Raw genomic sequence first — 23,443 nt, forward strand, 5'->3', positions numbered from 1 at the left:
GCGCACCGAAACGGAGGATGCGCACTGTGCTCACCACTTCCCTCGGGCCGGAAGCCGAACTGTGCCCGCTCGAACCCTGGCAGGCGGCCGAGTTCTTCGCCTACACCGACCGGGCGCGGGCGCACCTGGCGCCGTGGCTGCCCTGGACCGGGGCGGTCACGGACACCGCGTCGGCCCGGCGGTTCCTCCAGCGCTTCGCCGACAGCCAGGCGGCCGACGGCCCGCGGATCTACGGGATACGGCTGTCGGGCGAGCTGGTCGGCGGCATGATCTTCCGGCTCTTCGACGCCGCCCAGGGCTCCTGCGAACTGGGCGCCTGGCTGGCGCCCGAGGCACAGGGCCGCGGGCTCGTGACCAGGGCGGCCGCGGCCATGATCGACTGGGCGGTCGGCCCGCGTGGCCTGTCGCGGGTCGAATGGCTGGTCAGCCCGGCCAACGGGCCGAGCATCGCGGTGGCCAAGCGGCTCGGCATGACGCACGAGGGCACGCTGCGCAGCGTGTTCGAGATGGACGGCAAGCGGCACGATCTGGAGTTGTGGGCCGTGCTGGACGAGGAATGGCGGCAGCGCGCGGGCTCTCACCCACACGAGTGATTACGCCGGGGCCCCGCACAGCAGCGGGGCCTTTGGCCTGAGCGGAACTCCTGGTCAGCATGGCTGACCCACCGAAAGGAGGCGCGCGGTTGGCACAACGGGGCGTGCGGAGATTTCCCGATACGCCTTCCTGCGCTCCTCCCCACCGGCCAAGCTGACCACATGATCAGGGATCGGTACGAGGGAGGGAGCGACCGAGGCGGGCCCGTTCCCACAGGGAACCGTCAAGTCCGCTGTCGCGTTTGGGCAGTTACTCGGGCAGGGCATCGGGGACACAATCCGGATCTCCCTGCCCGTCCCGCCCGTCGAGGAGGTAAAGGTCGCCATCCAGATCCTGGAGTCCCTCGGCCCGCGGCCCCGCGGGTCCGAGATCGTCTCCCGCCCCTTGCACGTCGCCGTCACGGACCGTGTCGTCAACGGCCCTGGCCGGGCGCGGGAATCCGACCTCGGCGTCTCCTCGGGCAAGGCCGTCCCGAAGGCCCCGGCCGAGGAGGCCCAGCCCTCACCGAGCAAGCCCAAGCACCCGAGTCAGCGGAGGCCCTGCCATGACCACCGTCCCCGAGACCACGGGGGAGCACCACACCGCCCTCGGCACCCTGCGCCAAGCGCGTGAGCTGCTCGACCCGGCGCTGCGCACATGGGTGCACCGCCTGCCCGCCCCCGTCGCCCGGGTCGCGTCCTACCACTTCGGGTGGACGGACAGCTCGGGCCGGCCGGACAGCGCGCCCGCGGGCAAGGCCCTGCGGCCGGCGCTGGTGTTCGGCTGCGCCGAGGCGGTGGGCGCCCGCCCGGAGGAGGCGGTCGCGCCCGCCGTCGCCGTCGAGCTGGTGCACAATTTCTCGCTCCTGCACGACGACATCCTCGACGGCGACACCACGCGCCGTCACCGGGCCACGGCCTGGACGGTCTTCGGCAACTCGGCCGCGCTCCTGGCCGGGGACGCCCTCCTCATCCACGCGGGCCGCGTGCTGACCGAGCAGCCCGCGGGCCTGGCCACCGTCACCGGCATCCGCTGGCTCAGCGAGGCCACCACGCAGCTGATCGAGGGCGAGCACACCGACATCAGCTTCGAGGAGCGGTCCCACGTGTCGCTCGCCGAATGCCTGGCCATGACGGAGCGCAAGACGGCCGCGCTGCTGGCCTGTTCGTGCGCACTCGGCGCGCTGTGGGGCGGCGGGGCACCCGAGCGGACGGAGGCGCTGCGCCGCTTCGGCACGCACCTGGGCATGGCCTTTCAGCTCACCGACGACCTGCTCGGCATCTGGGGCGATCCGGCGGTCACCGGCAAGCCGGCCGGCGCCGACCTGGCCAGCCGGAAGAAGTCGCTGCCCGTGGTGGCCGCCCTCGATTCGGGCACCCCCGCGGCGCGGCGGCTCGCCGAGCTGTACCTGCCGGACGCCGGCGCGCCCGCGGCCGCGCGGACGGCGGGGGCCGCGGTGGAGGACCCGGAGCTGACGGCGCGCATCGCGGCCCTGGTGGAGGAGGCGGGCGGCCGGTCCTGGGCGGAGAAGGCGGCCGAGGAGGAGCTGCGCCTCGCCCTCGGCTGCCTCGACCTCGCCCGCCCGGAGGGCGGCGCGGGCGAGCGGCTCGCGGCGCTCGCCCGGCTGGCCTGCCACCGGGACCGCTGAGAGGACGGAGACACGAGGGGGAAGGCGCTCCACGCGGCGCCGCACGGCTCCGCGCCCGGATCGAGCGGGCCGCCCGGCCGGTCGAGCAGGTGCTGGACCGGCACGGGCCGCCGGTGTCCGTGCGGCGGCAGCCGCGAACGTGCCGGAGGACCCGGTCGCCGTCCCGTCCCGGCCGACACCGTCGTGCACGCGCTCTGCCCCCTGCTGGCGACGGCGGAACGGTTCGCCAGCGCGGGGTACGACACCGCGTTCGTCGGCAGGCCCGGTCGGCCGCGTTCCGTGCGTCCCCCGGACCCGGCCGGGGGCGAACCAGTGTCCCGTCCGGCCGATGCCCGTCCGCACCTCGTCGAGGACGAGCAGGCTGCCGGCGGACAAGACCACCACGACGTTCTCGCCCTGGACGGGCTCGACGATGACCAGCGCGGTCCGCTCGGTGACCGCGGCGCGCAGCGCCGCGGCGTCGTTGCCCGGCTTCCGCGGACCGCCCCCGGCCCCGTCGGCGAGGTCGCGGGGACGGCCGGGCGCGGGCTGACAGCGGTGACCGGCCCGGTCAACCCCTCGGCGCCGCCCGTTCGGAGCCGCCTCCCGCGCCGGAGCCCGGGACGCCCGGCTGAATCGACCGGGCGGCGGTGGCCGCGTCCGCCCCGGCGGCCCGCCGGGGTCAGTCCTCCGGCTGCTCCTTCTGCTTCTGTGCCAGCCGCAGCAGGTGGTCCGCCAGGGACTGGCCGCCCACCGGGTCGCGGCTGATCAGCAGCAGGGTGTCGTCCCCGGCGATCGTGCCGAGGATGTCGTGAACCTCCGCCTGGTCGATCGCCGAGGCGAGAAACTGGGCGGCGCCGGGCGGGGTCCGCAGCACGACCAGGTTGGCCGATGCCTCGGCCGAGATCAGCAGTTCCCCGGCGAGCCTGGCCATCCGTTCCTCCTTGGCCGACTCCCCCAGCGGCACGCGGGGGGTGCGGTAGCCGCCCTCGCTGGGCACGGCGTAGATCAGCTCGCCGCCGGTGTTGCGGATCTTCACCGCGCCCAGTTCGTCGAGGTCACGGCTGAGCGTCGCCTGGGTGACGGTCAGTCCGTCGTCGGCGAGCAGCTTGGCCAGCTGGCTCTGGGACCTCACCGGCTGCCGGTTGAGGATGTCGACGATGCGGCGGTGCCTGGCCGCGCGGGTCTGGGGCACGGCGGGCCCCGGCCCTGGGGCGGCGGGGGCCGCCGACGACCCCGTGATCTGCGGCTCCTGGCTCATGCGCTCTCTCCGGTGGTCATCGCTCTCCGGTTGACGTGTCCACGATGTCGAGAACGCCGGGCAGAGCCGTGAGGAACGCGTCCACCTCCGCGTCACCGATGATCAGCGGCGGCGCGAGCCGCAGTACGTCGGGAGCGACGGCGTTCACCAGGAGACCGGCGTCCTGAGCCGCCTGCTGCACCTGCGGTGCACGTGGCTCGGTGAGCACGATACCGAGGAGCAGCCCGGCCCCCCTGACGCGGTCGACCAGCGGGTGGCCGAGGCCCCAAATGCCGTCGCGCAGCCGCTCCCCCGCGTCCTTGACGCGCTGGAGCAGGTTCTCCGACTCGATGGTGTCCAGCACGGCGAGCGCCGCCGCGCAGGAGACCGGGTTGCCGCCGAAGGTGGAGCCGTGCCCGCCCGGCGCGAGCAGGTCGGCGGCCGGGCCGAACGCGAGGGTCGCGCCGATGGGCAGGCCGGCCGCGAGGCCCTTGGCGAGGGTCACCACGTCGGGCTCGACGCCCGCCGCCTGCCCGGCGAACCAGTGTCCCGTCCGGCCGATGCCCGTCTGCACCTCGTCGAGAACGAGCAGGCTGCCGGTGGCGCGGGTGATGTCGCGGACCGCGGCGAGATAGCCCTCCGGCGGGACCACCACGCCGTTCTCGCCCTGGACGGGCTCGACGATGACCAGCGCGGTCCGCTCGGTGACCGCGGCGCGCAGCGCCGCGGCGTCGCCGTAGGGCACGTGCGTGACGTCGCCGGGCAGCGGGCCGAAACCCACCTGCTTCGCGGGCTGGCCGGTCAGGGCGAGGGCGCCCATGGTCCGGCCGTGGAAGCCGCCCTCGGTGGCGACCATGTGCGGACGCCCGGTGCGGCGGCCGATCTTGAACGCGGCCTCGACGGCCTCGGCGCCCGAGTTGCAGAAGAAGGCGCGGCCCGGCCGGCCGGCGAGGCCGAGCAGCCGTTCGGCCAGGGCGACGGGCGGCTCGGCGATGTAGAGGTTGGAGACGTGCCCGAGGCGTGCGACCTGCTCGGACACGGCCCGCACGACGGCCGGGTGGCCGGTGCCGAGGGAACTGACGGCGATGCCCCCGACGAAGTCCAGGTACTCCTTGCCGTCGGCGTCCCACAGCCGGGGGCCCTCGCCGTGGGTGAGCGCGAGGCGCGGAGTCCCGTAGTTGTCCATCAGGGCACCCCGCCAGCGCGCCGCGAGCGCCGCGTTGCCCCCGGACGCTTTGCCCTCCGGTGCGTTGCTCATGCCGCCCCTCCCTTACCGGCCGCGTCGGGCACGACCATGGTCCCGATTCCCTCGTCCGTGAAGATCTCCAGCAGGATGGAGTGCTGTACCCGCCCGTCGATGACCCGCGCGGTGCGCACGCCGTTCCGCACGGCGAACAGGCAGCCCTCCATCTTCGGCACCATGCCGCTGGCCAGCTCGGGGAGCAGCTTCTCCAACTCGCTCTCGGTGAGCCGGCTGATGACCTCGTCGCTCGCGGGCCAGTCCGCGTACAGGCCCTCGACGTCGGTCAGCACCATCAGCGTCTCCGCGCCGAGCGCGGCGGCCAGCGCGGCGGCGGCGGTGTCGGCGTTGATGTTGTAGACGTGATCGTCGTCCGCGCTGCGCGCGATCGAGGAGATGACCGGGACGCGGCCGTCGTCCAGCAGCGCGCGCACGGCGCCGGTGTCCACGTGCGTGATGTCGCCGACGCGGCCGATGTCGACCCGTTCGCCGTCGATGTCGGCGAAGCGCTTGACGGCGGACATCAGGTGGGCGTCCTCGCCGGTCATGCCGACGGCCAGCGGGCCGTGCCGGTTGAGCAGGCCGACCAGCTCCCGCTGGACCTGCCCGGCCAGGACCATCCGGACCACGTCCATGGTCTCGGGGGTGGTCACGCGCAGCCCGGCACGGAACTCGGAGGTGAGGCCGAGCCGGTCGAGCTGGGCGCTGATCTGAGGGCCGCCGCCGTGCACGACGACGGGGCGGAGGCCGGCGTGCCTAAGGAAGACGACGTCCTGGGCGAACGCGGCCTTGAGCGCGTCGTCGACCATCGCGTTGCCGCCGAATTTGATGACGACCGTCTTGCCGTGGTGGCGGGTCAGCCAGGGCAGGGCCTCGATGAGGATGCGTGCCTTGGGCAGCGCGGTGTGCTTGCGGGCTGGGGCGTTGGTCATGAGGAGTAGGCGCTGTTCTCGTGGACGTAGTCGGCGGTGAGGTCGTTGGTCCAGATGACGGCGGACTCGGCCCCCGCCGCGAGATCCGCGGTGATGGTGACCTCGCGGAACCGCATGTCGACCAGCGCGCGGTCCTCCCCGAGCGCGCCCTTCTTGCATACCCACACGCCGTTGATCGCCACGTTGAGCTGGTCGGACTCAAAGGCGGCGGAGGTGGTGCCGATGGCGGAGAGCACCCGGCCCCAGTTGGGGTCCTCACCGTGAATGGCGCACTTCAGGAGGTTGTTGCGCGCGATGGAACGCCCCACCTCCAGCGCGTCGGCCTCGCTCGCCGCCCCCACGACCTCGATGCGGATGTCCTTGGACGCGCCCTCGGCATCCTTGATGAGCTGCAACGCGAGGTCGTCGCAGACCGCGCGGACGGCCTCCGCGAACACGGCCGCCTCCGGCGTGACACCCGAGGCGCCCGAGGCGAGGAGCAGCACCATGTCGTTGGTGGACATGCAGCCGTCGGAGTCGATGCGGTCGAAGGTGGTGCGGGTCGCCGCGCGCAGCGCGCGGTCCAGCGCGGGCGCCTCCAGGTCGGCGTCCGTGGTGAGCACGACGAGCATGGTCGCCAGGCCGGGCGCGAGCATGCCAGCCCCCTTGGCCATGCCGCCGACGCGCCAGCCGTCGCCGTCGACGACGGCCGTCTTGTGCACGGTGTCGGTGGTCATGATCGCGAGGGCGGCCTGCTCCCCGCCGTGGGCGGACAGCTCCTTTGCGGCGGTGCCGACCCCGGCGAGCAGCTGATCCATGGGGAGTCGCGTGCCGATCAGGCCGGTGGAGGCGACGGCCACCTCCGCGGCGCCGAGCCCGAGCACGTCGGCGGCGCGTTCCGCCGTGGCATGCGTGTCCTGGAAGCCGAGTGGGCCGGTACAGGCGTTCGCCCCGCCGGAGTTGAGCACGACGGCCGTCACGCTGCCCCCCTTGAGCACCTGCTCGGACCACTGGACCGGCGCCGCCTTGACGCGGTTGCTGGTGAAGACCCCGGCGGCGGCGGACCGCGGCCCCTGGTTGACGACGAGCGCCAGGTCAGGACCCCCGCTGTCCTTGATGCCCGCGGCCACCCCGGCCGCGGTGAATCCCTGTGCTGCGGTCACACTCACGGTGCCACTCCGATCGTCGAAAGACCCAGCTCCTCGGGGAGGCCGAGGGCGATGTTCATGCTCTGCACCGCGCCCCCCGCGGTGCCCTTCGTGAGGTTGTCCACGGCGCTGATCGCGATGACGCGGCCGGCCGCCTCGTCCAGGGCCACCTGGATCTGCACGGCGTTGGACCCGGCGACGGCCGCGGTGGTGGGCCACTGTCCCTCGGGCAGCAGCCGCACGAACGGCTCCCCCGCCAGCGCCTCGGCGTACGCCCGGCGCAGCCCCGCGGCGGTGACGCCCGGCCTGGCGCGCGCGGAACACGTGGCGAGGATGCCGCGGGGCATGGGCGCGAGCGTGGGGGTGAACGAAACGGTCACGCGCTCCCCGGCCACGGCCGACAGGTTCTGTGTGATCTCCGGCGTGTGCCGGTGCGTGCCGCCGACGCCGTACGGGCTCATGGCCCCCATGACCTCGGTGCCGAGCAGGTGCGGTTTGAGCGAACGGCCGGCACCCGAGGTGCCGCTGGCCGCGACGATCACGGCTTCTGGCTCGGTGAGACCGGCGGCGTAGGCGGGGAACAGCGCCAGGGTGACGGCCGTCGGGTAGCACCCGGGGACGGCGACGCGCGCGGAGCCCTTGAGTGCCTCGCGGGCCCCTGGCAGCTCCGGCAGCCCGTAGGGCCAGGTCCCCGCGTGCGGGGAGCCGTAGAACCGTTCCCAGTCGGCGGCGTCCGCCAGCCGGAAGTCGGCGCCGCAGTCGATGATCAGCGGGCCGTCGCCCAGCTGCTCGGCGAGCGCGCCGGACTGGCCGTGCGGCAGGGCGAGAAAGACGACGTCGTGCCCGGCCAGGGTCTCGGCCGAGGTCGGCTGGAGCACCCGGTCGGCCAGCGGCGCCAGCTGGGGCTGGAGCCCGCCGAGCGCCTGCCCGGCATTGGCATGGCCCGTCAGGGCCCCGACCTCGGCCTCGGGGTGTTGCAGCAGCAGCCGCAGGATCTCCCCTCCCGCATAACCACTCGCTCCCGCCACCGCAGCGCGCACTGCCATCGCCTCCTCCTCGGTGATGGCATGACTATACGCAGCTCAGCAGGTTTATGCAATCGGACAATCGACGGCCAGGGGCGATCGATGGCCGGCCGGCGGCCCCGCCTCGGCCGGAGCCGGGTGCGACGTTCCGGGACGGGGAGCCGTACCGGATCGCTGCCCCGGCTCAGCCCAGCGCCGCGGCGGTGCCCTGCGGGGGCCACGAGGCGATCAGTACCGGGCCCGCGTTCCAAGGACGGGCAGCAGCTGTAGTTTCTCGTGGCTCTCGCTGCCGGGAATCGCGGTGTAGACGAGCAGCGAATGGGCCTGGTCAGGGTCGACCAGCCGCTGACAGGTCAGCTCCAATGCGCCCAGCTCGGGGTGGACGAAGTGCTTCACCTCGTGCGGACGAATGCCGACCTCGTGGTCGTTCCACACTTCCCTGAACTCTTCGCTGCGGGCGAGAAGCAGGTCGGCGACGTGCGCCGCGTGGGAGCCAGGCCCCCGCAGGGTGGCCACCTCACGCAGGCCCGAGGCAAACATGCGGGTGAGGAACGGATGGTCGTCGGGAGCGTAGAGCTGCCGCGCGGCGGGGTCGGTGAACCACCGGTAGCCGATACTGCGGGCCGGGCCGCTGTAGTGGGCCGTGTCGCCGGTGAGCGCGACGCCGAGCGCGGTCTGCCGCAGGGTCTCGCCGAGCTCGGTGACGATCTCGGCGGGCGTGTCGTGCAGGCGATCGAAGATGCGCAGCAGGCCGGGGCTGATGTGTTCACTGATCGCGGCGCGTGCGGGCGGGTTGTGCCCGGCGAGCCGGAACAGGTGATCGCGTTCGTCGAGCGAGAGGTGGAGTCCCTGCGCGATGGAGGCGATCATCTGCTCGGACGGCTGAGGGCCGCGCTCCCGCTCAAGTCGCGCGTAGTAGTCGGTCGACATGTGGCAGAGCGCCGCCACCTCTTCCCGCCGCAGCCCATCGGTCCGGCGGCGGCGTCCGCGCGGGAGGCCGACGTCCTCGGGTTGCAGCGCCCCCCGGCGGCGCCGGAGGAACTCCGCCAGTCCGGTCCGATCGATCACCATGCGTTGCCTCCCTCGTTGCTGTGTCATTCCTACCGTCCGCACATCCCGGCAGCCACGGCTCACCGATCCCCCCTTCCCGGCTCCGCACGCCCGGCCGCGTGGCACGGCAGAGGGCCGGGACGGCGGCACCGGCCTTCCGTATCAGTGGATCGGGCGGCCCTGAATAACGTCGCCGTCTTCCGCGACCGTGGAGGCAACCACCCGACTGCGAGGAGTGAACACATGCCACGCGCACCCATCGACATCACCGTTCCCGACCTTTCCGGAAAGCGAGCCGTGGTGACCGGAGCCAGCGACGGTGTCGGCCTCGGGCTCGCCACGCGGCTCGCCGCGGCCGGGGCCGAGGTGCTCCTGCCCGTCCGGAATCCACGCAAGGGCGAGGCGGCGGTCGCTCACATCAGGCAGACCGTTACCCATGCGAACGTGTCGCTCCGGTCCCTCGACCTGTCCTCGCTCGACTCCGTCGCGGCCCTCGGCGAGACCCTGCGAGAGGAAGGGCATCCCATCCACGTCCTCATCAACAACGCCGGCGTGATGACGCCGCCCGACCGGCAGACGACCACCGACGGGTTCGAGCTTCAGCTCGGCACCAACCACCTCGGCCACTTCGCCCTGGTGGCCCACGTGCTGCCGCTGCTCCGCGCCGGCCACGCGCGAGTGACCTCGCAGATCAGCGTCGCGGCGAACCAGAATGCCATCAACTGGGACGACCTGAACTGGGAGCGCTCATACCACGGCAGGCGCGCCTACAGCCAGTCGAAGATCGCGTTCGGACTGTTCGGCCTCGAACTCGACCGGCGCAGTCAGGCAGGCGGCTGGGGCATCACGAGCAACCTCTCCCATCCGGGGATCGCTCCGACGAATCTGCTCGCCGCTCGCCCGGAGGTCGGCCGCGACCGAGCCACCATGGGCGGCAGAATGATCCGCGCCATGTCCGCCCGCGGCATCCTCGTCGGGAGCGTCGGTACCGCGCAACTCCCGGCCCTCTACGCCGCGACGGCCGCCGACGCCCAGGGCGCCCGGCTCTACGGGCCGAGCGGACCCGGGCACCTCAGGGGCCGTCCGGCCGAGCAGAAGCTTTACTCCCGCCTTCGCGGTGCCGAGAACGCCCAACGCGTCTGGCAGATCTCCGAAGAGCTGACCAGGACGAGGTTCCCCAGGGGACGGATTCCTGGTACAGCCGGGTCCTGATGCCTACCTGGGACCGGGCCGGGCCGGGCCGGGCCGGGCCGGGCGCTTGGTGACATGAGGTGATGTGACCTCGCCCGGCGTCGGTAAGGTGATCGGATCATGAGTGCACCCGCCGGGCCGGACGACCGGCTCATCGCTTTCGGCCGAGAATTGAGCGCCATCCACCGGTGGCTGCGCGCGGACCTGCGTCGGCTCCGCAGGGACACCGAAGCCCACCTCGACGGCAGAACCACTCGTCGGCCACGTGAACTCGCCGCCCACTGCCTGTCCTTCTGCGCGGCGCTGACCGCGCACCACGAGGGCGAGGACCGGGGCGCGTTCCCCGAACTGGCCGCGACGTTCCCCGAGTTGCGGCCCGTCATCGCCAAGCTGGTGGAGGACCACCAGATGGTGAGCGAGATCCAGGGCAATCTTGAACGGCTGCTCGGCGGGATCTCCGAACGGCCCGACGAGGCCGAGGCCCGCCGGGTGCTCGGGGAGCTCGACGGCCTGAGCTCCCTCCTGGATTCCCACTTCGCCTTCGAGGAGCGGCGCATCGCGGCCGCCCTCGACCGGCTGTCCCCTGCGGCGGGCACGGTGGAGGAACTGCTGGGGATACGCGTCGGCGACACCGGCTGACCTTCTCTCTCCCCCGCGCGACGTCGCTGGACTTCGGGCGATGGCGATGCTGCCGGGCCCCGCTCCCGATAGCGACGGGCCAGTCACCGCAAACCACGGGGCAGCCCCACGGAGCCGAGCCGAGCGTGACCCGACGAAACCACCCCGGCCCCATCGCCACACCGTGGCCGCATCTCCTTCGGACTTCAGCCAGGCGCACGCCTCAGCCGTCGGCACAAACGCGAGCCCTCCCGGAGGTGGGTGCGGTCCCGGAGGTGGTCTAACGTGACGGTCGGCGCTTCCTCCGTCGCCGCCTGTACGAAAGAGAGGCCCTCACGTGCGCATCTCGCCCCTCAGCCCCGAGGACCCCAGCGAGCTGGGCGGGTACGAGCTGCTCGGCCGGATCGGGCAGGGCGGCATGGGCCAGGTGTACCTGGGCGAGTCGCCGGGCGGTGAGCGGGCCGCCGTCAAGGTGATCAGGCCGTCCATCGTCGACTCCGGAACGCGGGAAAGGTTCGCGCAGGAGGTGGAGATCCTCAAGACGGTCTGGGGAGCGCGCATCGCCGCCCTGCTCGACGCCGACCCCGAGGCCGACCCGCCGTGGCTGGCCACCGAGTATGTCGAAGGCCTCGACCTGCGCCGGCACGCGGACAGCCACGGCCCGCTGCCCGCGGTGCTGACCGCCGCGCTGGGCGCGACACTTGCCGAGGCGCTGGCGACGGTGCACAAGCAGGGGCTGCTGCACCGGGATCTCAAACCAGGGAACGTACTCCTGGGCCCCAACGGCCCGAAGATCATCGACTTCGGGCTCGCGGTCTTCACCGAATCGAGCGTGTCCCTGACCTCACCGAACACGGTCGTCGGCACCCCTTCCTGCATGCCCCCCGAGCAGGCGAACGGCGAGAAGCCGCTGACCCGCGCGGTCGACGTGTACGCGCTTGGCGCCGTGCTGCTGTTCGCCGCCTGTGGCCACTACCCCTACCGGGCCGACCACATCCAGGCCTTGTTCCACCGGATCACCGATCCCGCGACCGCCCCGGACCTGTCCGGGGCACCGGCGGAGCTGGTGCCGCTGCTGACGGCGATGCTGGCCCACCGGGCCCCGGAACGGCCTGACCTGGGCGAGGTCGTCCGGCAGTGCCGGGCGCTGATCGAGGCGGAGGGGCTGAAGGTGGCGCAGGCACGGCGCAGGCTCACCAACTACACCGCCACGCCGGCACATCTCCTGGACGAGCTGCTCACCGTCCCCCGGAACGACGACTCTTCGACGGCACACCCGGCGCCGTCCGCTGCGGCCTCCGCCGAGGCCGAGCCGAGCCGACAGCCGAACGTCCGGCCACCGGCGTCGTCTTCACGCGCCTCCGGCGAGGCGGAGGCAGGCACGGCGGAAGGGGCGGAGCAAGGGGCGCGCGCACACGGACGGAGCGCCGCGGGGCCTCTCGCCCGCCCCGGCGGGAGCCGCGACCGCGCAGGCCGGCGTGCGCCGCTGCGCAGCGCGCAAGCGCGCATCACCGCGCAACGGCTGCGCGAGGCGTACGCCGCCCGTACGCCTTTCTGACCCGCACGCCCACCCGACCAGCGATACTGGACAGTCGACAGCCAACAGTCCGGGCCCAGGGACACCACCCCGCGTACGAACGGGCCCGCGTACGAACCAAGAGCTCCGGGAGGCCACAGGTGACCGCCGTCCACACCAGCGCGGAGCGCGGCCCCGCCACAGCATCGGACCAGGCGGTTCAGGCGCAGTACCCGGCGGGTGCGCAGGTTCTGGTACGGGACGAGGAGTGGCTGGTCAAACACGCCGTGCCGACCACGGACGACGGGACCCGGCTCGACGTCGTCGGCGTCTCCGAGTTCGTCCGCGATCAGGAGGCCGTGTTCTTCTCCGGCCTGGACCGGATCGAGTTGCTCGACCCGCGCGATACGCGCCTGGTCCCGGACGATTCACCGAACTACCGGCGTTCCCGCCTCTTCCTCGAAGCGGTGCTGCGCCGCACCGCGCTGCCCCAGTCGGAGCGCCGCCTCGCCCTGGCCGACTCCTTCCTGATGGATTCCCTGCCCTACCAGCGGCGGCCCGCCGAGCTGGCGCTGTCCGGCGCCAACCTCCGTCCGCGGCTGCTGATCGCCGATGTGGTCGGCCTGGGCAAGACCCTGGAGATCGGCCTGGTACTTGCCGAACTGATCCGCCGCGGCCGGGGCGAACGCATCCTCGTCGTCACGCCGCAGCATGTGCTGGAGCAGTTCCAGCAGGAGCTGTGGACCCGGTTCTCCATCCCGCTGGTGCGGCTCGACTCGGTCGGCATCGAGCGGATCCAGCGGGAGATCCCGGCGGGCCGCAACCCGTTCACGTCATACAAACGGGTCATCGTCTCCATCGACACCCTCAAGAACACCGACCAGTACCGGCATCACCTGGAGCGGATCCGCTGGGACGCCGTCGTCATCGACGAGTCGCACAATCTGATCAACCGCGGCTCGTTGCGAAACCAGCTCGCGCGGCTCCTCGCTCCCCGCACCGATGCCCTGATCCTGGCCTCCGCCACCCCGCACAACGGCGACGCCAAGTCGTTCGCCGAACTGATCGGTCTGCTGGACCCGGTGGCGATCCGTGACCCGGAGCACTACCGCGCCGACGACATCAGGCACCTGTTCATCCGCCGCACGAAGATCAGCCCCGAGGTCCGCGAGCAGATGAGGGGCCAGTGGGCGGCCCGCGGCCCGTCCCGCTCGGTGCGCTGCCCAGCGACTCCCGCCGAGGAAAGGATCTTCGAGGAGCTGGCGTCCGGCTGGCTGCCCCGCGACGGCCGGCCGTCGGTCAGTTCGGTTCCCCTCTTCCCCTACACCCTGCTCAAGTCGTTCCTGTCCTCCCACTCGGCGCTGCGGGCGACCGTGGCCGCCCGTGTGAAGACCCTGGAGAAGAAGAACGCCCCGCGGGAGACGGCCGCCGAACGGGCCGCCCTGCACCGGCTGTCGGAGCTGGCCGCCGATCTCACCGAGGCGGATTCGGCGAAGTTCGCCGCCCTCGTGCACCAGCTGACGGACGTGCTCGGTATCGGCCCCGGCTCGGACGCCCGGGTGGTGATCTTCTCCGAGCGCGTGCAGACCCTCACGTGGCTGGCCCGGGTCCTCCCGGCCGCCCTCGGCTTCAAGGGCGGCGCGGCCCGCGACTGCGTCCGTGTCATGCACGGCGGCCTGACGGATGAGCAGCAGATGGCGCGCGTCGAGGAGTTCGGTCTGGCCGACACGCCCGTGCGGGTGCTGCTGACCGGCGACGTGGCCTCCGAGGGCGTCAACCTGCACCGCCAGTGTCACCAGCTCGTGCACTACGACGTGCCGTGGTCGCTGATCCGGATCGAGCAGCGCAACGGCCGCATCGACCGCTACGGCCAGGCCCGTTCGCCGGAGTTCCGCGCCTTGATCCTCACCAGCGGGGTGGAAGGCGCGAAGGACGACACGGCCGTCGCCGAGCGGCTGCTGGAACGCGAGGGTCAGGCCCACCGGTCGCTGGGCACGGCGGAGGCCGTGACGGGCCTGTACCGGGCGGAGGCGGAGGAGAAGTCCCTCATTCAGGACCTGCTGCACGGCAAGTCCGTGGACGAGTCCCTCGACTCCCGCCGCCCAGGAACGGACGGCGAGGACGCGGGGATGGACGCGTTCCTCGCCGAGTTCTTCGGCCCCGTGGGCGAGGCGCCGGACGAGGCGCCGGACGAAGCGCCCGCGGAACGGGCCGGACCGACCGAACGGGCCGGACCGACCGGACCGACGGGCCCGGACACGCAGGGGCGCGGCACCGGTTCCCCCGTACTCCCCCGCCTGTTCCACTCCACCGCGCACTTCCTGGACGAGGCGCTGGGCGAGGTGTACCCCGACGCCCACGACCGGCTGCATCTGGACCGCGACCCGCAGTCCGGCCTGCTCTCCTTCCGTCCGCCCCCAGACCTCGTCCACCGGCTCAAGGCGCTGCCCCTGGACTACCTCCGCGAACAGCGCCTGCGCGAACGGCTCCTGGTCACCTTCAACCGCCGCCTCGCCGAGCACTCCCTCCAGCGGGCCCGGGAGTCGTCCGATTCGAGCTGGCCGGACGTCTCCCTGCTGACCGACCTGCACCCGGTGATCGAATGGCTCACCGACAAGGTCCTCGTCCGCCTGGGCCGCCAGGAAGCACCCATGATCACCGCGAACGTGGCGGAGCCGATCCACCTCGTCCAGGGCGTGTACTCCAACAAGCTCGGCCGTCCGACGGTCGTCAAGTGGATGGGCGTGACGCGCGCGGGGGCCGTCGACGAGGACATGGTCTCGCTGCTGCACCGCTGCGGGGTCGGCCCGACCATGGCCAACGAGCGCCATTACCGCGACGCCGAGCCGCTGCGCGAGGCGCTGCCGCACGTTCTGCGCACGGCGGAGACGTTCCTCGCCGAACGTCGCGACGCCTGGGAGGAGCCGCTGCGCGGGCCCATCGCCGAGTACAAGCGCCGGCTCGCCACCTGGCACCAGCCGGCCCTCTTCGGGGAACGCGCCAAGGAACGCCTGGCCGACCTCGCCGACTCCCTGCTGACGACCGGCCGCCCGCTGCTCCGCGTGCTGGCGGTGCTCCTTCCGGAGCCCGGTGATCCCGCCCCGGACGCGCCGCCGCCCGTTCTGCTCGGTCCCCCGCCGCTGTCCGCACCGGCCGCCTGGTGGCGCGGGCCCCGAGCCTCCGTGACCCGTTGAGAGAAGCCGAGCCATGACGTACGACTCCCTCGTCAACCGCGGCGACTACTTCTCGGCGCACTACCTGGCCGAGGTGCTGCCGAAGGACCTCAAGTCGGGCCTGCTCCAGACCTGGAAGGAACGCGAACAGGCCGCGAAGCCCCCCGCGCGGGCCGGCGGTGCCCCGGCGGCGGACGGGGCGGACGAGGCAGACGAGGCGGCGGAGCCCGGACGCGGTGAGCTGCCCGTGACGCCTCGGGCCGGACTGCGGGAGCTGCGCCGCGCGTACTTCAGGGCGCGTTCCTTCTTCGCCCTCCCCCAGGACGAGGACGGCATCATCGCCGTGCGCGACACCGACGACGACGCCCTGACGTTCCACTCCCCCGAATGGCGCGAACGGGTACGGGCCCTGAACGCGGAGGTGCTGCGGGCCCTCGGGTACGACGCGAAGCCGCGCCCGCTCACGGCGGTGCGCGCCGGGCAGACGTACGAAGTCCCGGTCGCGCACGCCGAGAACGGCCTGGTCGCGGTGGACTGCGGATGGGCCGCCGAACCGGACGCCGCCCTCGACCCCGAGGGCCGGGGCCGTCTGCTCCAGGAGGTTCCGCTCGACGGCTCGACGGCCCTGACCGCGGGCGCGAAGCTGGCCTCGTTCCTGTTCGCCTGCGAGGAGCCGCCCCGGTACGTGCTGCTGCTCGGCGGCGGCGTCCTCGTGCTCGCCGACCGCGCGGTGTGGGGCGAGGGCCGGTACCTCGCGGTCTCCCTGGACACGGCGCTGCAGCGCAACGACACCCGGGCGGGCGGCGAACTCGACACCGTGGCCGCGCTGTTCGGCGCGGACTCGCTGCGCACCCCCGAGGAGGGGGGCGAGAACCCTCTCGCCCAGCTGCTCGGGAAATCGGCCCGGCACGCGGTGGGTGTCTCCAGCGAGCTGCGGGACGGGCTGCGGACCAGCGTCGAGCTGATCGCCAACGAGGTGCTGGCCCGGCTGCGCGACCAGGGCATCCGCCCGGAGGACATCGGCGACCTGAAGGAGCTGGGCCGCCAGTTGACCCGCGAGTCGCTGCGCTACCTGTACCGCGTCCTGTTCCTGCTGTACGCCGAGGCCCGGCCCGAGCTGGGCATCCTGCCGACGGACCACCCCGAGTACCAGCAGGGGTACGGGCTCGGCCGCCTCGGCGAACTGATCGCCGACCGCGAGCCGGTCGGCGAGGAGGCACGCGCCGGCTTCTACCTGTACGAGTCGCTCGACCTGCTGTTCCGCAAGGTGCAGACCGGTTACCATTCGCGCCGCACCCACGGTCCGGCCGCCGAGCCCACGCCCGTCGGCGCGAAGACCAGCGAGGACGTCGGCCTGCGTTTCGAGCCGCTGCGCAGCAAGCTGTTCGAACCCGAGTCGATCCGCCTCATCGGCGCCGACTCCCTCCCCGACCCGCGCCACGACTCCGACGAGGCCCGCGCCCGCGGCGAGGCCGTCCGGCACCTCGACACCCGGCTGCGCAACGCCACGCTGTACCAGGTGCTGCACCGCCTCATGATCACGCGGGGGAAGAAGGGCGAACGCGGGGGGTTCATCTCCTACGCCCAGCTCGGCATCAACCAGCTGGGCGCCGTGTACGAGGGCCTGATGTCGTACGGCGGCTTCATCGCGGGCGAGGAACTGTACGAGGTCGCCAAGGGCGGCGACCCGAAGGACGGTTCGTGGCTGGTGCCCAAGTCGAAAATCGACGAGTACCCCGACTCGGTGTTCGTCCGCCGCCGCGACCGGGACACAGGCGAGGAGCTGCGGGTGCGATACGCGCCGGGCTCGTTCGTGTACCGGCTCTCGGGCCGGGACCGGCAGACCTCGGCCTCGTACTACACCCCGGAGTCGCTGACGAAGGTCACCGTGCAGCTCACGCTCGAACAGCGGCTGAACCCGGAGGGCACCGTCACCGAGGCCCGCGAGCTGCTGAACTGGCGGATCTGCGAACCGGCCCTCGGCTCCGGCGCGTTCCTCAACGAGGCGATCAACCAGGTCGCGGCCGAGTACCTGCGGCTGCGGCAGCGCGAGAAGGGGCAATCGATCGAGACGGAGCAGTACGCCATCGAACTCCAGAAGGTCAAGGCCTACATCGCGCTGCACAACTCGTACGGCGTCGACCTGAACGACACGGCCGTGGAGCTGGCCGAGGTCTCCCTGTGGCTCAACACCATGCACCCGGGCATGGAAGCCCCCTGGTTCGGCCTGCACCTGCGACGCGGCAACTCGCTGGTCGGCGGGCGGCGCGAGGTGTACGCGCCCGACCGGCTGAAGAAGGGCGGCTGGCTCGGCGCGACGCCCGAACGCATCCCGCTGGCGGGCGAACCTCTGCCGGAGGGTGCCGTGCACCACTTCCTGCTTCCGGCGAAGGAGTGGGGCGCGGTCGCGGCCGAGAAGGAGGCGAAGGCGCTCGCACCCGAGCACGCGAAGGCGCTGGGCGCCTGGCGGCGGGCGATCACCAAGTCACCAACCCCCAAGCAGACGACCCGCCTTCAGGGCCTGGCCCGGCGGGCCGAGTACCTGTGGGACCTAGTGGTGCGGCGCCTTGAGCTGTCCGAACGCGACATCTCCCGCCGGATCGACGTCTGGGGCGCGGAGGAGGACTGGCTGCGCCGGCCGGAGGTCGCGGTGCAGCGAGACGAGGTCCTGGCGGACCTGACGGCGGCGGACACCCCGTACTGGCGGCTCAAGACGCTGATGGACACGTGGTGCGCGCTGTGGTTCTGGCCGGTGCAGGAGGCCGCACTGCTGAACGGCACGGACGAACGGTACGCACGGGCCAGGGCACTGGCCGAACGAGCGGCGGAGTTCGCGTCGGACGCGGCGGCGGAACCGGCCACCGAGGACGAGGACTCCGGCGTTCTGCTCACCTGGGAAGAAGACGCCCTCCCCGGCTTCACGGCCGACCCCAGACAGCTGACCCTGACCCGCGATTCGGTATCCCGCCGCCGAGTGGGCAGGCGCCAGGCACACTTCAAAGGCCGCAACCCGGTCATCGCCCTGGCGAACCTGGACGACTGGCTCGACTTCGCGGAAGCGCTGCTGGGCACGCAAGACGTGCCGAGCGAGTCGCTGGTGTCGACATTCTCCACCCTCGACGACTTGTCGGTGTACGAGGACGAACTGCCCGAGTGGATGGGCATGGACCGCTTCCACGAACTGTCGGACCGCTTCCTGTGGACCTCGATCGCACGAGACATCGCGGAGGCGCAGGGCTTCTTCCACTGGGAACTGGAATTCGCCCAGGTCTTCACACAAGGCGGATTCGACTTGCAGGTGGGGAACCCGCCATGGGTGAGGCCGCAGTGGCAGGAAAACCTGGTTCTGGCCGAACTGGAGCCGTGGTTCGCACTGGCGGAAAGACCAAGTGCAGAGGAATGGCGCCTCCGCAAGGGCGACGCGCTGGCTACGCATGCGTCCGGCCCGGACTTCCTCCTCAATGAACTGGCCATCGTTGCAGGAGACATCACTATACTGGGCAGCCCGACTGCCTACCCACTCCTTATTGGCACCCGAGGCGATCTCTACCGTGCCTTCATGGCTCAAGTGTGGCTGCACGTCGCACCGCACGGCAAGGCAGGTCTGATTCACCCGGACACCCACTTCGGCGGTGTACGCGAAGGGGCCATCCGGGCCGCCGCGTATAAACATCTTCGAGTTCACGCCCATTTCGTGAATTCATCCAGATGGGCATTCGATGATCTGAATTGGTCCCAAGAGTTCGGCATGCACATCTACGGCACGCCGCGAGCACCTGACTTTCTGCACGTTAGCGAACTTCGCGGCGCCACCACCCTTACGAACTCACTGACTCACGATGGCCGAGGCCCCACTCCCGCAATTAAACATAATGGCTCATGGGATATCAGGCCTCACCGTGAACGCGTAGTACATGTGGACACCGCCCTACTAGTCAACTGGCAAGCTCTGACCGGCTCGACGGCCTCAGCAGGTGAGGCTCCTCTGCTTTACCCTGTCCTTCGTGGAGAACAGGAGGCCATCAAGGCGCTTGCCGAGCACCCACACAGCGTGGACGATTACGATCCACTGATCACAACAGGTTATGACGAGGGCGCTGCTAAACGAGACGGACTGATCCGCTGGGGCAACCAAAACGTCACCGACCTCACGGACGTCATTCTGCAGGGACCCCACTTCGCGGCATCTCTCCCTTTCTCGAAGCAACCGAAGGTTCCATGCCGAAGCAATAGGGACTGGGAATTGCTGGCGCCAGCGCAACTCCCCGAGGACTTCGCACCCGTGACGAACTACGTACGAGCGTCCGACGAGGCGACCTATCTGGCAGCCCAGGGGAATTGGCACGGCAAGCCGTCCACCGAATTCTACCGACTACTATGGCGGAGAATGATCCCCTTCGACAGTAGCCGTTGCCTTCACGCTGCTCTCATTCCGCCTGGACCCGCGCACATTGACAGCGTTTCATCGATGGCCTTGGCGAACAATCATCTCACGGCTCTAAGCGCTGGGTTCTGGTCCGCACTCCCATTGGACTATCTGCTGCGAATCACGGGCCGCCGTCACCTTCAGTCCAGCGAAGCACGCAAGATGCCTGCGCCTGCCCCTGAGCACCCTCTCGCCTCGGCCCTGCTGCTGCGTTCTCTTCGGCTGAATGCCCTCAGCAATCACTACGCTCCGATTTGGCAGGAACTTTTCACTCCCCAGTGGGCGATCCACGAAGACTGGGCCAACCCCCACTGGCCTTGCCTAAAACCTCTTCCAGAGGATCTAGAGCCCACTTGGCACTACGGCACTCCACTGCGCACCGAGCACGAGCGTCGGGCTGCGCAGGTCGAACTCGACGCCCTCGTTGCGGTCTGGCTCGGCATCACCGCCGACCAACTCACTGCAATCTTCAAGTCGCGTTACCCGCAGCTTTACGCCTACGAGTCGGCGTCCTACTTCGACGCCAACGGCCGGAAGATCGCTGCCGACTTCAACACATACGGCCACGGGCAGACCAAGCAGGACTATATCGACCTCCTCGCCCACCTGAAAGACCCGGAGCACACGCCGCCTCCGGCTGGCTACCAGGCCCCCTTCTACAAGGCTGACCGGGAGACCGAGATGAGGGCAGCGCACGCGCACTTCCAGGCACGCTTGGATGCGGACGTGGCCGCAGGACGCTGGACGCCTCCACCCCCAAGAGAGTCGGAAGCCTAGCCGATGCGAATTATTCCACTACTGATTGCCCCTGCTCCTGACACGTCAGGGGCAATCAGCTCAGCTTCTTGCCGCGGACTCTATTGGGCCGCGATTTGAAGGAATGCGCCCCAGGCAGCAGCCCTCACCGCAAACCCTTCTTGAGCTATGTCCTTCGAGTCCCGCACGTGGACGATATGAGCGTACGTAGCCACTTCGACGCATTGCCCCCCTTCGCCGCTGCTGTAACTACTCGCGCGCCAACGATGACCTTCATCAATACCGTTGCACCGAGCGGATGCGTGCTCATCCCAAGCCATCTCTTCGACGTTCATGCCCCTCCAAGCAATTCCTCAACAAGTGCCAACGATTCTCGCGGGGTGAGTGCCTGGGCTCGAAGGAGCCCATACTGCTCTTCAAGTTCCCGAACCGCACCCCGATCTGAGTAGAGACGGCTGTAATTATATGCCTCCACGTAGGCGCATCTCCGCGCCTCCTGCGTCTCGATCAAGGTGAAGGGCCCTGCCAAACCCGCGTGCTCTTCCCGGTTGTTGGGCATGATCTGGATCTCGACGTTTCGTCGATGCCCGTACACCAGAAGTTGCTCCAGCTGTCCACGCATCACGGACTGGCCGCCCAACGGGCGGGTCAGCACGGACTCCTCGATGACGAAGCTGATCGTAGGCATTGGTGTCCGGGCGAAGATCTTCTGTCGAGCAAGGCGGGCGGCGACTCGTTGCTCGATCGTCTCGTCGCTCAGCAAGGGGCGCCGCATCGTGAACACTGCCCGTGCGTACTCCTCAGTCTGCAACAAGCCATTGACCAGGTGTGTGTCGTACACGTGCAGCTCGACCGCGTGCGCCTCCAGCTTGGCCGCGTCGCGGAAGAACGCGGGGTACTGGGCGCGGGCGACCTCCTCCTTCATCTCCTTCAGGATGCCGCCGGCGTCCAGCAGCTCGTCGGCCTGGTCGATGAACTGGGGCGGAGGGACCCGGCGGCCCTGTTCGAAGGATGAGATGGTGGACACCGAGTAGCCCACCTGCGCGCCGAACTCCGGGCGCTGCAGGCCCGCCCGGAGGCGGAACAGCTTCAACTGCCGCCCGAAGACCCGCAGGATGCCCGAGCTGGCCTCCGGTTCCGACTCCGGCTCCTCCCGGGGACCGGCTGCCTCGTCCGCCCCGTCCGTCGGTTCGTTCATCTCGCACCACCTCCGTCGCTCAACGCGCCCCCGCGTCGGCCGTCACGCTCCGACCGGCATACACACGCCGACCGGACACGTACAGCAAGCTGCCGTGTGCGCGGCGTATCTCGTCACACTAGATCCGCGACGGAAACGTGGACCATATGAACGTCGAAACTTCCCTCTCACCAGTGGCGGCCGTCGAAACTCACACCCCGCACGCGCACCGCGAGTTCTCGATGCGCTTCACCTCCTCCGGGCGCGGTGCCCGCCTGGCCCGGCACCTGGTTTCGCGTCGGCTCGCCGAGTGGGGTCACCCGTGCGACGGCCACGCCAACGAGACGTTGACGCTGATCACCGCCGAACTGGCCGCCAACGCCGTGCACCACGGGCACGTACCGGGCCGCGACTTCCACGTCCGTCTGACCGTGGCGGGGCAGGTCCTGCGCGTCGAGGTCACCGACACCCTCACCGAGTGCGCACCGCAACTGCCTTGCCAGGAGCCGCCGGCGGATGCCGAGTCGGGCCGAGGGCTGCTCATCGTTGCCCGGCTGGCCACCCGTTGGGCGGTCCTCCCGCGGCCCGGTGCGCCCGGGAAGACCGTGTGGGCCGAGTTGCATCTCCGATGAGGGCCAGGAGGGGGCCCGCTCAGCGGCGTTGCAGGCTCCGGACGACGTGCGTCATGTGCTGGGTGTTTCCGGCACGCAGCCAGTGCTGGGGCTGCCCGGCGCCCTTACCGACCGTGACCGGGCCTCCGGCACAGTTGTGCAGCCAGGTCTCCCCGGTGCTGGCAGCCGCGCCCCTGAATTCGGGCAGATCCCGGAGGAGTCGCGCTGCCGCCCGGATGCCCGCCACTCGATCGGGTTCCAGGTTGGACACCTTGCACAGCACGAACCAGTCGTCGGTGGTGTAAGCAAGGACGCCCCAGGGCGGCCTCCCGCCGTCCGACTCGTTCGCGAGACTGCTGACGGGCTGAACGCCGTAGTCGCCGTAGACGAGTTCTGCCAGGTAGTCGCGGCCACTCATCTGCATCTCGTGCCACATACCCCAGTCGGAACGGGGCTCCTCGTGCAGCTGACCGAACCTCGGCACGTCGTCGTCTGCCAACCGCGGACACCCTCCGCCGAGCACCGCGGCAACGCGCCAGTCCGCCAGAGGCCACAGGGCGTCCAAGGCCCGCAACGCCTCCTTGCTCGCGTCGGGGCGCCCCGGAAGAACACTGCCCAGGTCCAGCAGCAGATCGACGGGCATTTCGCGTTCGACATGGACCAGAAGCCGTTGAGCGGCCTCGGCCGCACGGCTGTCCCACTCCCCCGGCACGCACACCCGCAGGCCGAGTCCGCCGCCGTGGTGGCGTGCCGTCTCCAATGCGGCGGCCTTCTGGGCCTCGCTCCGTTCGGGACCGGTCACCGGGCACGGCGGGGCAAGGAAGTCCGCATCCTTGGCGAAGATCTCCGAGAGAGCAGGGATGTGCGCTTTCTCGGCGAACGGCGCGTCGACCCAACCAGGGTGATCATGGCAGGAGCCCCACATACGATCGAGTTGCTTCTTCCAGGGCGTGGTCACGAGCTCCGCCGGAGGCAGATCGGAGCACGGCGGTACGTTCCACAGCGGGGCCATCGCCGCTTGTACACCCGACCGGACATCCTGGTAGGCCAGCCGGGCATGCTCTCGGACGGGTAGGACGGGGACGTAGAGCGGTTCGGCCAATTGCGGCTCCCCCTTGGCACTGCCCGTGCGCTTCCCTCCCCCTCAGGATCGGCGGGCGG

Annotated in this window: 18 protein-coding genes and 1 pseudogene; 10 read left to right on the forward strand and 9 right to left on the reverse strand. The window is 70.8% G+C overall.

Features of this window, described 5'->3' with window-relative positions; translation table 11 throughout:
• Positions 1–26 precede the first annotated feature (26 nt).
• The 4 genes and pseudogenes from RM779_RS09605 (at position 27) to RM779_RS33665 (ending at position 2,753) form a co-directional block, all read left to right on the forward strand.
• Complete coding sequence (locus RM779_RS09605) at positions 27–593, forward strand: GNAT family N-acetyltransferase (RefSeq protein WP_311617244.1); 567 nt, start codon at positions 27–29, stop codon at positions 591–593.
• A gap of 187 nt (positions 594–780) precedes the next feature.
• Positions 781–1,056: pseudogene (locus RM779_RS09610) on the forward strand (flavodoxin-dependent (E)-4-hydroxy-3-methylbut-2-enyl-diphosphate synthase); the annotation flags it as partial.
• A gap of 82 nt (positions 1,057–1,138) precedes the next feature.
• Positions 1,139–2,221, forward strand: a complete 1,083-nt coding sequence (locus RM779_RS09615; protein WP_311617245.1) for a polyprenyl synthetase family protein — start codon at positions 1,139–1,141, stop codon at positions 2,219–2,221.
• 328 nt (positions 2,222–2,549) lie between these two features.
• Complete coding sequence (locus RM779_RS33665; RefSeq protein WP_394813257.1) at positions 2,550–2,753, forward strand: hypothetical protein; 204 nt, start codon at positions 2,550–2,552, stop codon at positions 2,751–2,753.
• 129 nt (positions 2,754–2,882) lie between these two features.
• On the opposite strand, the gene RM779_RS09625 is transcribed toward RM779_RS33665, so the two are convergent.
• The 6 genes from RM779_RS09625 to RM779_RS09650 form a co-directional block, all read right to left on the reverse strand.
• Complete coding sequence (locus tag RM779_RS09625) at positions 2,883–3,461, reverse strand: arginine repressor (RefSeq protein ID WP_311617246.1); 579 nt, start codon at positions 3,459–3,461, stop codon at positions 2,883–2,885.
• A 16-nt stretch (positions 3,462–3,477) separates the two neighbouring features.
• Positions 3,478–4,698 (reverse strand): acetylornithine transaminase, encoded by a 1,221-nt coding sequence (locus RM779_RS09630; RefSeq protein WP_311617247.1) that lies wholly within the window; start codon positions 4,696–4,698, stop codon positions 3,478–3,480.
• On the reverse strand, positions 4,695–5,612 hold the full coding sequence (gene argB, locus RM779_RS09635; protein ID WP_077062501.1) for an acetylglutamate kinase: 918 nt from the start codon (positions 5,610–5,612) through the stop codon (positions 4,695–4,697). Before argB ends, RM779_RS09630 begins: the two co-directional genes overlap by 4 nt.
• A complete protein-coding gene (gene argJ / locus RM779_RS09640; RefSeq protein WP_311617248.1) occupies positions 5,609–6,760 on the reverse strand; it encodes a bifunctional glutamate N-acetyltransferase/amino-acid acetyltransferase ArgJ in 1,152 nt (383 codons plus the stop codon). Before argJ ends, argB begins: the two co-directional genes overlap by 4 nt.
• Positions 6,757–7,785, reverse strand: a complete 1,029-nt coding sequence (gene argC / locus RM779_RS09645) for an N-acetyl-gamma-glutamyl-phosphate reductase (protein WP_311617249.1) — start codon at positions 7,783–7,785, stop codon at positions 6,757–6,759. The genes argJ and argC overlap by 4 nt, the downstream gene beginning before the upstream one ends.
• 207 nt (positions 7,786–7,992) lie before the next feature.
• Positions 7,993–8,835: a helix-turn-helix transcriptional regulator gene (locus tag RM779_RS09650; RefSeq protein WP_311617250.1), complete on the reverse strand. Its 843-nt coding sequence runs from the start codon at positions 8,833–8,835 to the stop codon at positions 7,993–7,995.
• 222 nt (positions 8,836–9,057) lie between these two features.
• Here RM779_RS09650 and RM779_RS09655 point away from each other — a divergent pair, with 222 nt between their 5' ends.
• The 5 genes from RM779_RS09655 to RM779_RS09675 all read left to right on the forward strand — a co-directional run bounded on the left by RM779_RS09655 (position 9,058) and on the right by RM779_RS09675 (position 20,515).
• Positions 9,058–10,026, forward strand: a complete 969-nt coding sequence (locus RM779_RS09655) for an SDR family oxidoreductase (RefSeq protein ID WP_311617251.1) — start codon at positions 9,058–9,060, stop codon at positions 10,024–10,026.
• Positions 10,027–10,125: 99 nt separating this feature from the next.
• Entirely contained in the window at positions 10,126–10,644 is a 519-nt protein-coding gene (locus RM779_RS09660) for a hemerythrin domain-containing protein (RefSeq protein ID WP_311617252.1), read from the forward strand.
• Between the two features lie 316 nt (positions 10,645–10,960).
• A complete protein-coding gene (locus RM779_RS09665) occupies positions 10,961–12,181 on the forward strand; it encodes a serine/threonine-protein kinase (protein WP_311617253.1) in 1,221 nt (406 codons plus the stop codon).
• A 119-nt stretch (positions 12,182–12,300) separates the two neighbouring features.
• Positions 12,301–15,333, forward strand: a complete 3,033-nt coding sequence (locus RM779_RS09670) for a DEAD/DEAH box helicase (RefSeq protein WP_311617254.1) — start codon at positions 12,301–12,303, stop codon at positions 15,331–15,333.
• Positions 15,334–15,346: 13 nt separating this feature from the next.
• A complete protein-coding gene (locus RM779_RS09675) occupies positions 15,347–20,515 on the forward strand; it encodes an Eco57I restriction-modification methylase domain-containing protein (RefSeq protein WP_311617255.1) in 5,169 nt (1,722 codons plus the stop codon).
• A gap of 80 nt (positions 20,516–20,595) precedes the next feature.
• On the opposite strand, the gene RM779_RS09680 is transcribed toward RM779_RS09675, so the two are convergent.
• On the reverse strand, positions 20,596–20,829 hold the full coding sequence (locus tag RM779_RS09680; protein WP_311617256.1) for a DUF397 domain-containing protein: 234 nt from the start codon (positions 20,827–20,829) through the stop codon (positions 20,596–20,598).
• On the reverse strand, positions 20,826–21,692 hold the full coding sequence (locus RM779_RS09685) for a helix-turn-helix domain-containing protein (protein ID WP_311617257.1): 867 nt from the start codon (positions 21,690–21,692) through the stop codon (positions 20,826–20,828). The genes RM779_RS09680 and RM779_RS09685 overlap by 4 nt, the downstream gene beginning before the upstream one ends.
• 146 nt (positions 21,693–21,838) lie before the next feature.
• Here RM779_RS09685 and RM779_RS09690 point away from each other — a divergent pair, with 146 nt between their 5' ends.
• Positions 21,839–22,303: an ATP-binding protein gene (locus RM779_RS09690; protein ID WP_311617258.1), complete on the forward strand. Its 465-nt coding sequence runs from the start codon at positions 21,839–21,841 to the stop codon at positions 22,301–22,303.
• A gap of 19 nt (positions 22,304–22,322) precedes the next feature.
• Here RM779_RS09690 and RM779_RS09695 read toward each other — a convergent pair whose 3' ends face one another.
• The gene (locus tag RM779_RS09695; protein ID WP_311617259.1) at positions 22,323–23,384 is read right to left on the reverse strand and encodes a beta family protein; all 1,062 of its coding nucleotides are present in this window, start codon (positions 23,382–23,384) and stop codon (positions 22,323–22,325) included.
• Between the last annotated feature and the right edge of the window lie 59 nt (positions 23,385–23,443).

The organism is Streptomyces johnsoniae (assembly GCF_031845565.1).
Classification (GTDB): Bacteria; Actinomycetota; Actinomycetes; order Streptomycetales; family Streptomycetaceae; genus Streptomyces; species Streptomyces johnsoniae.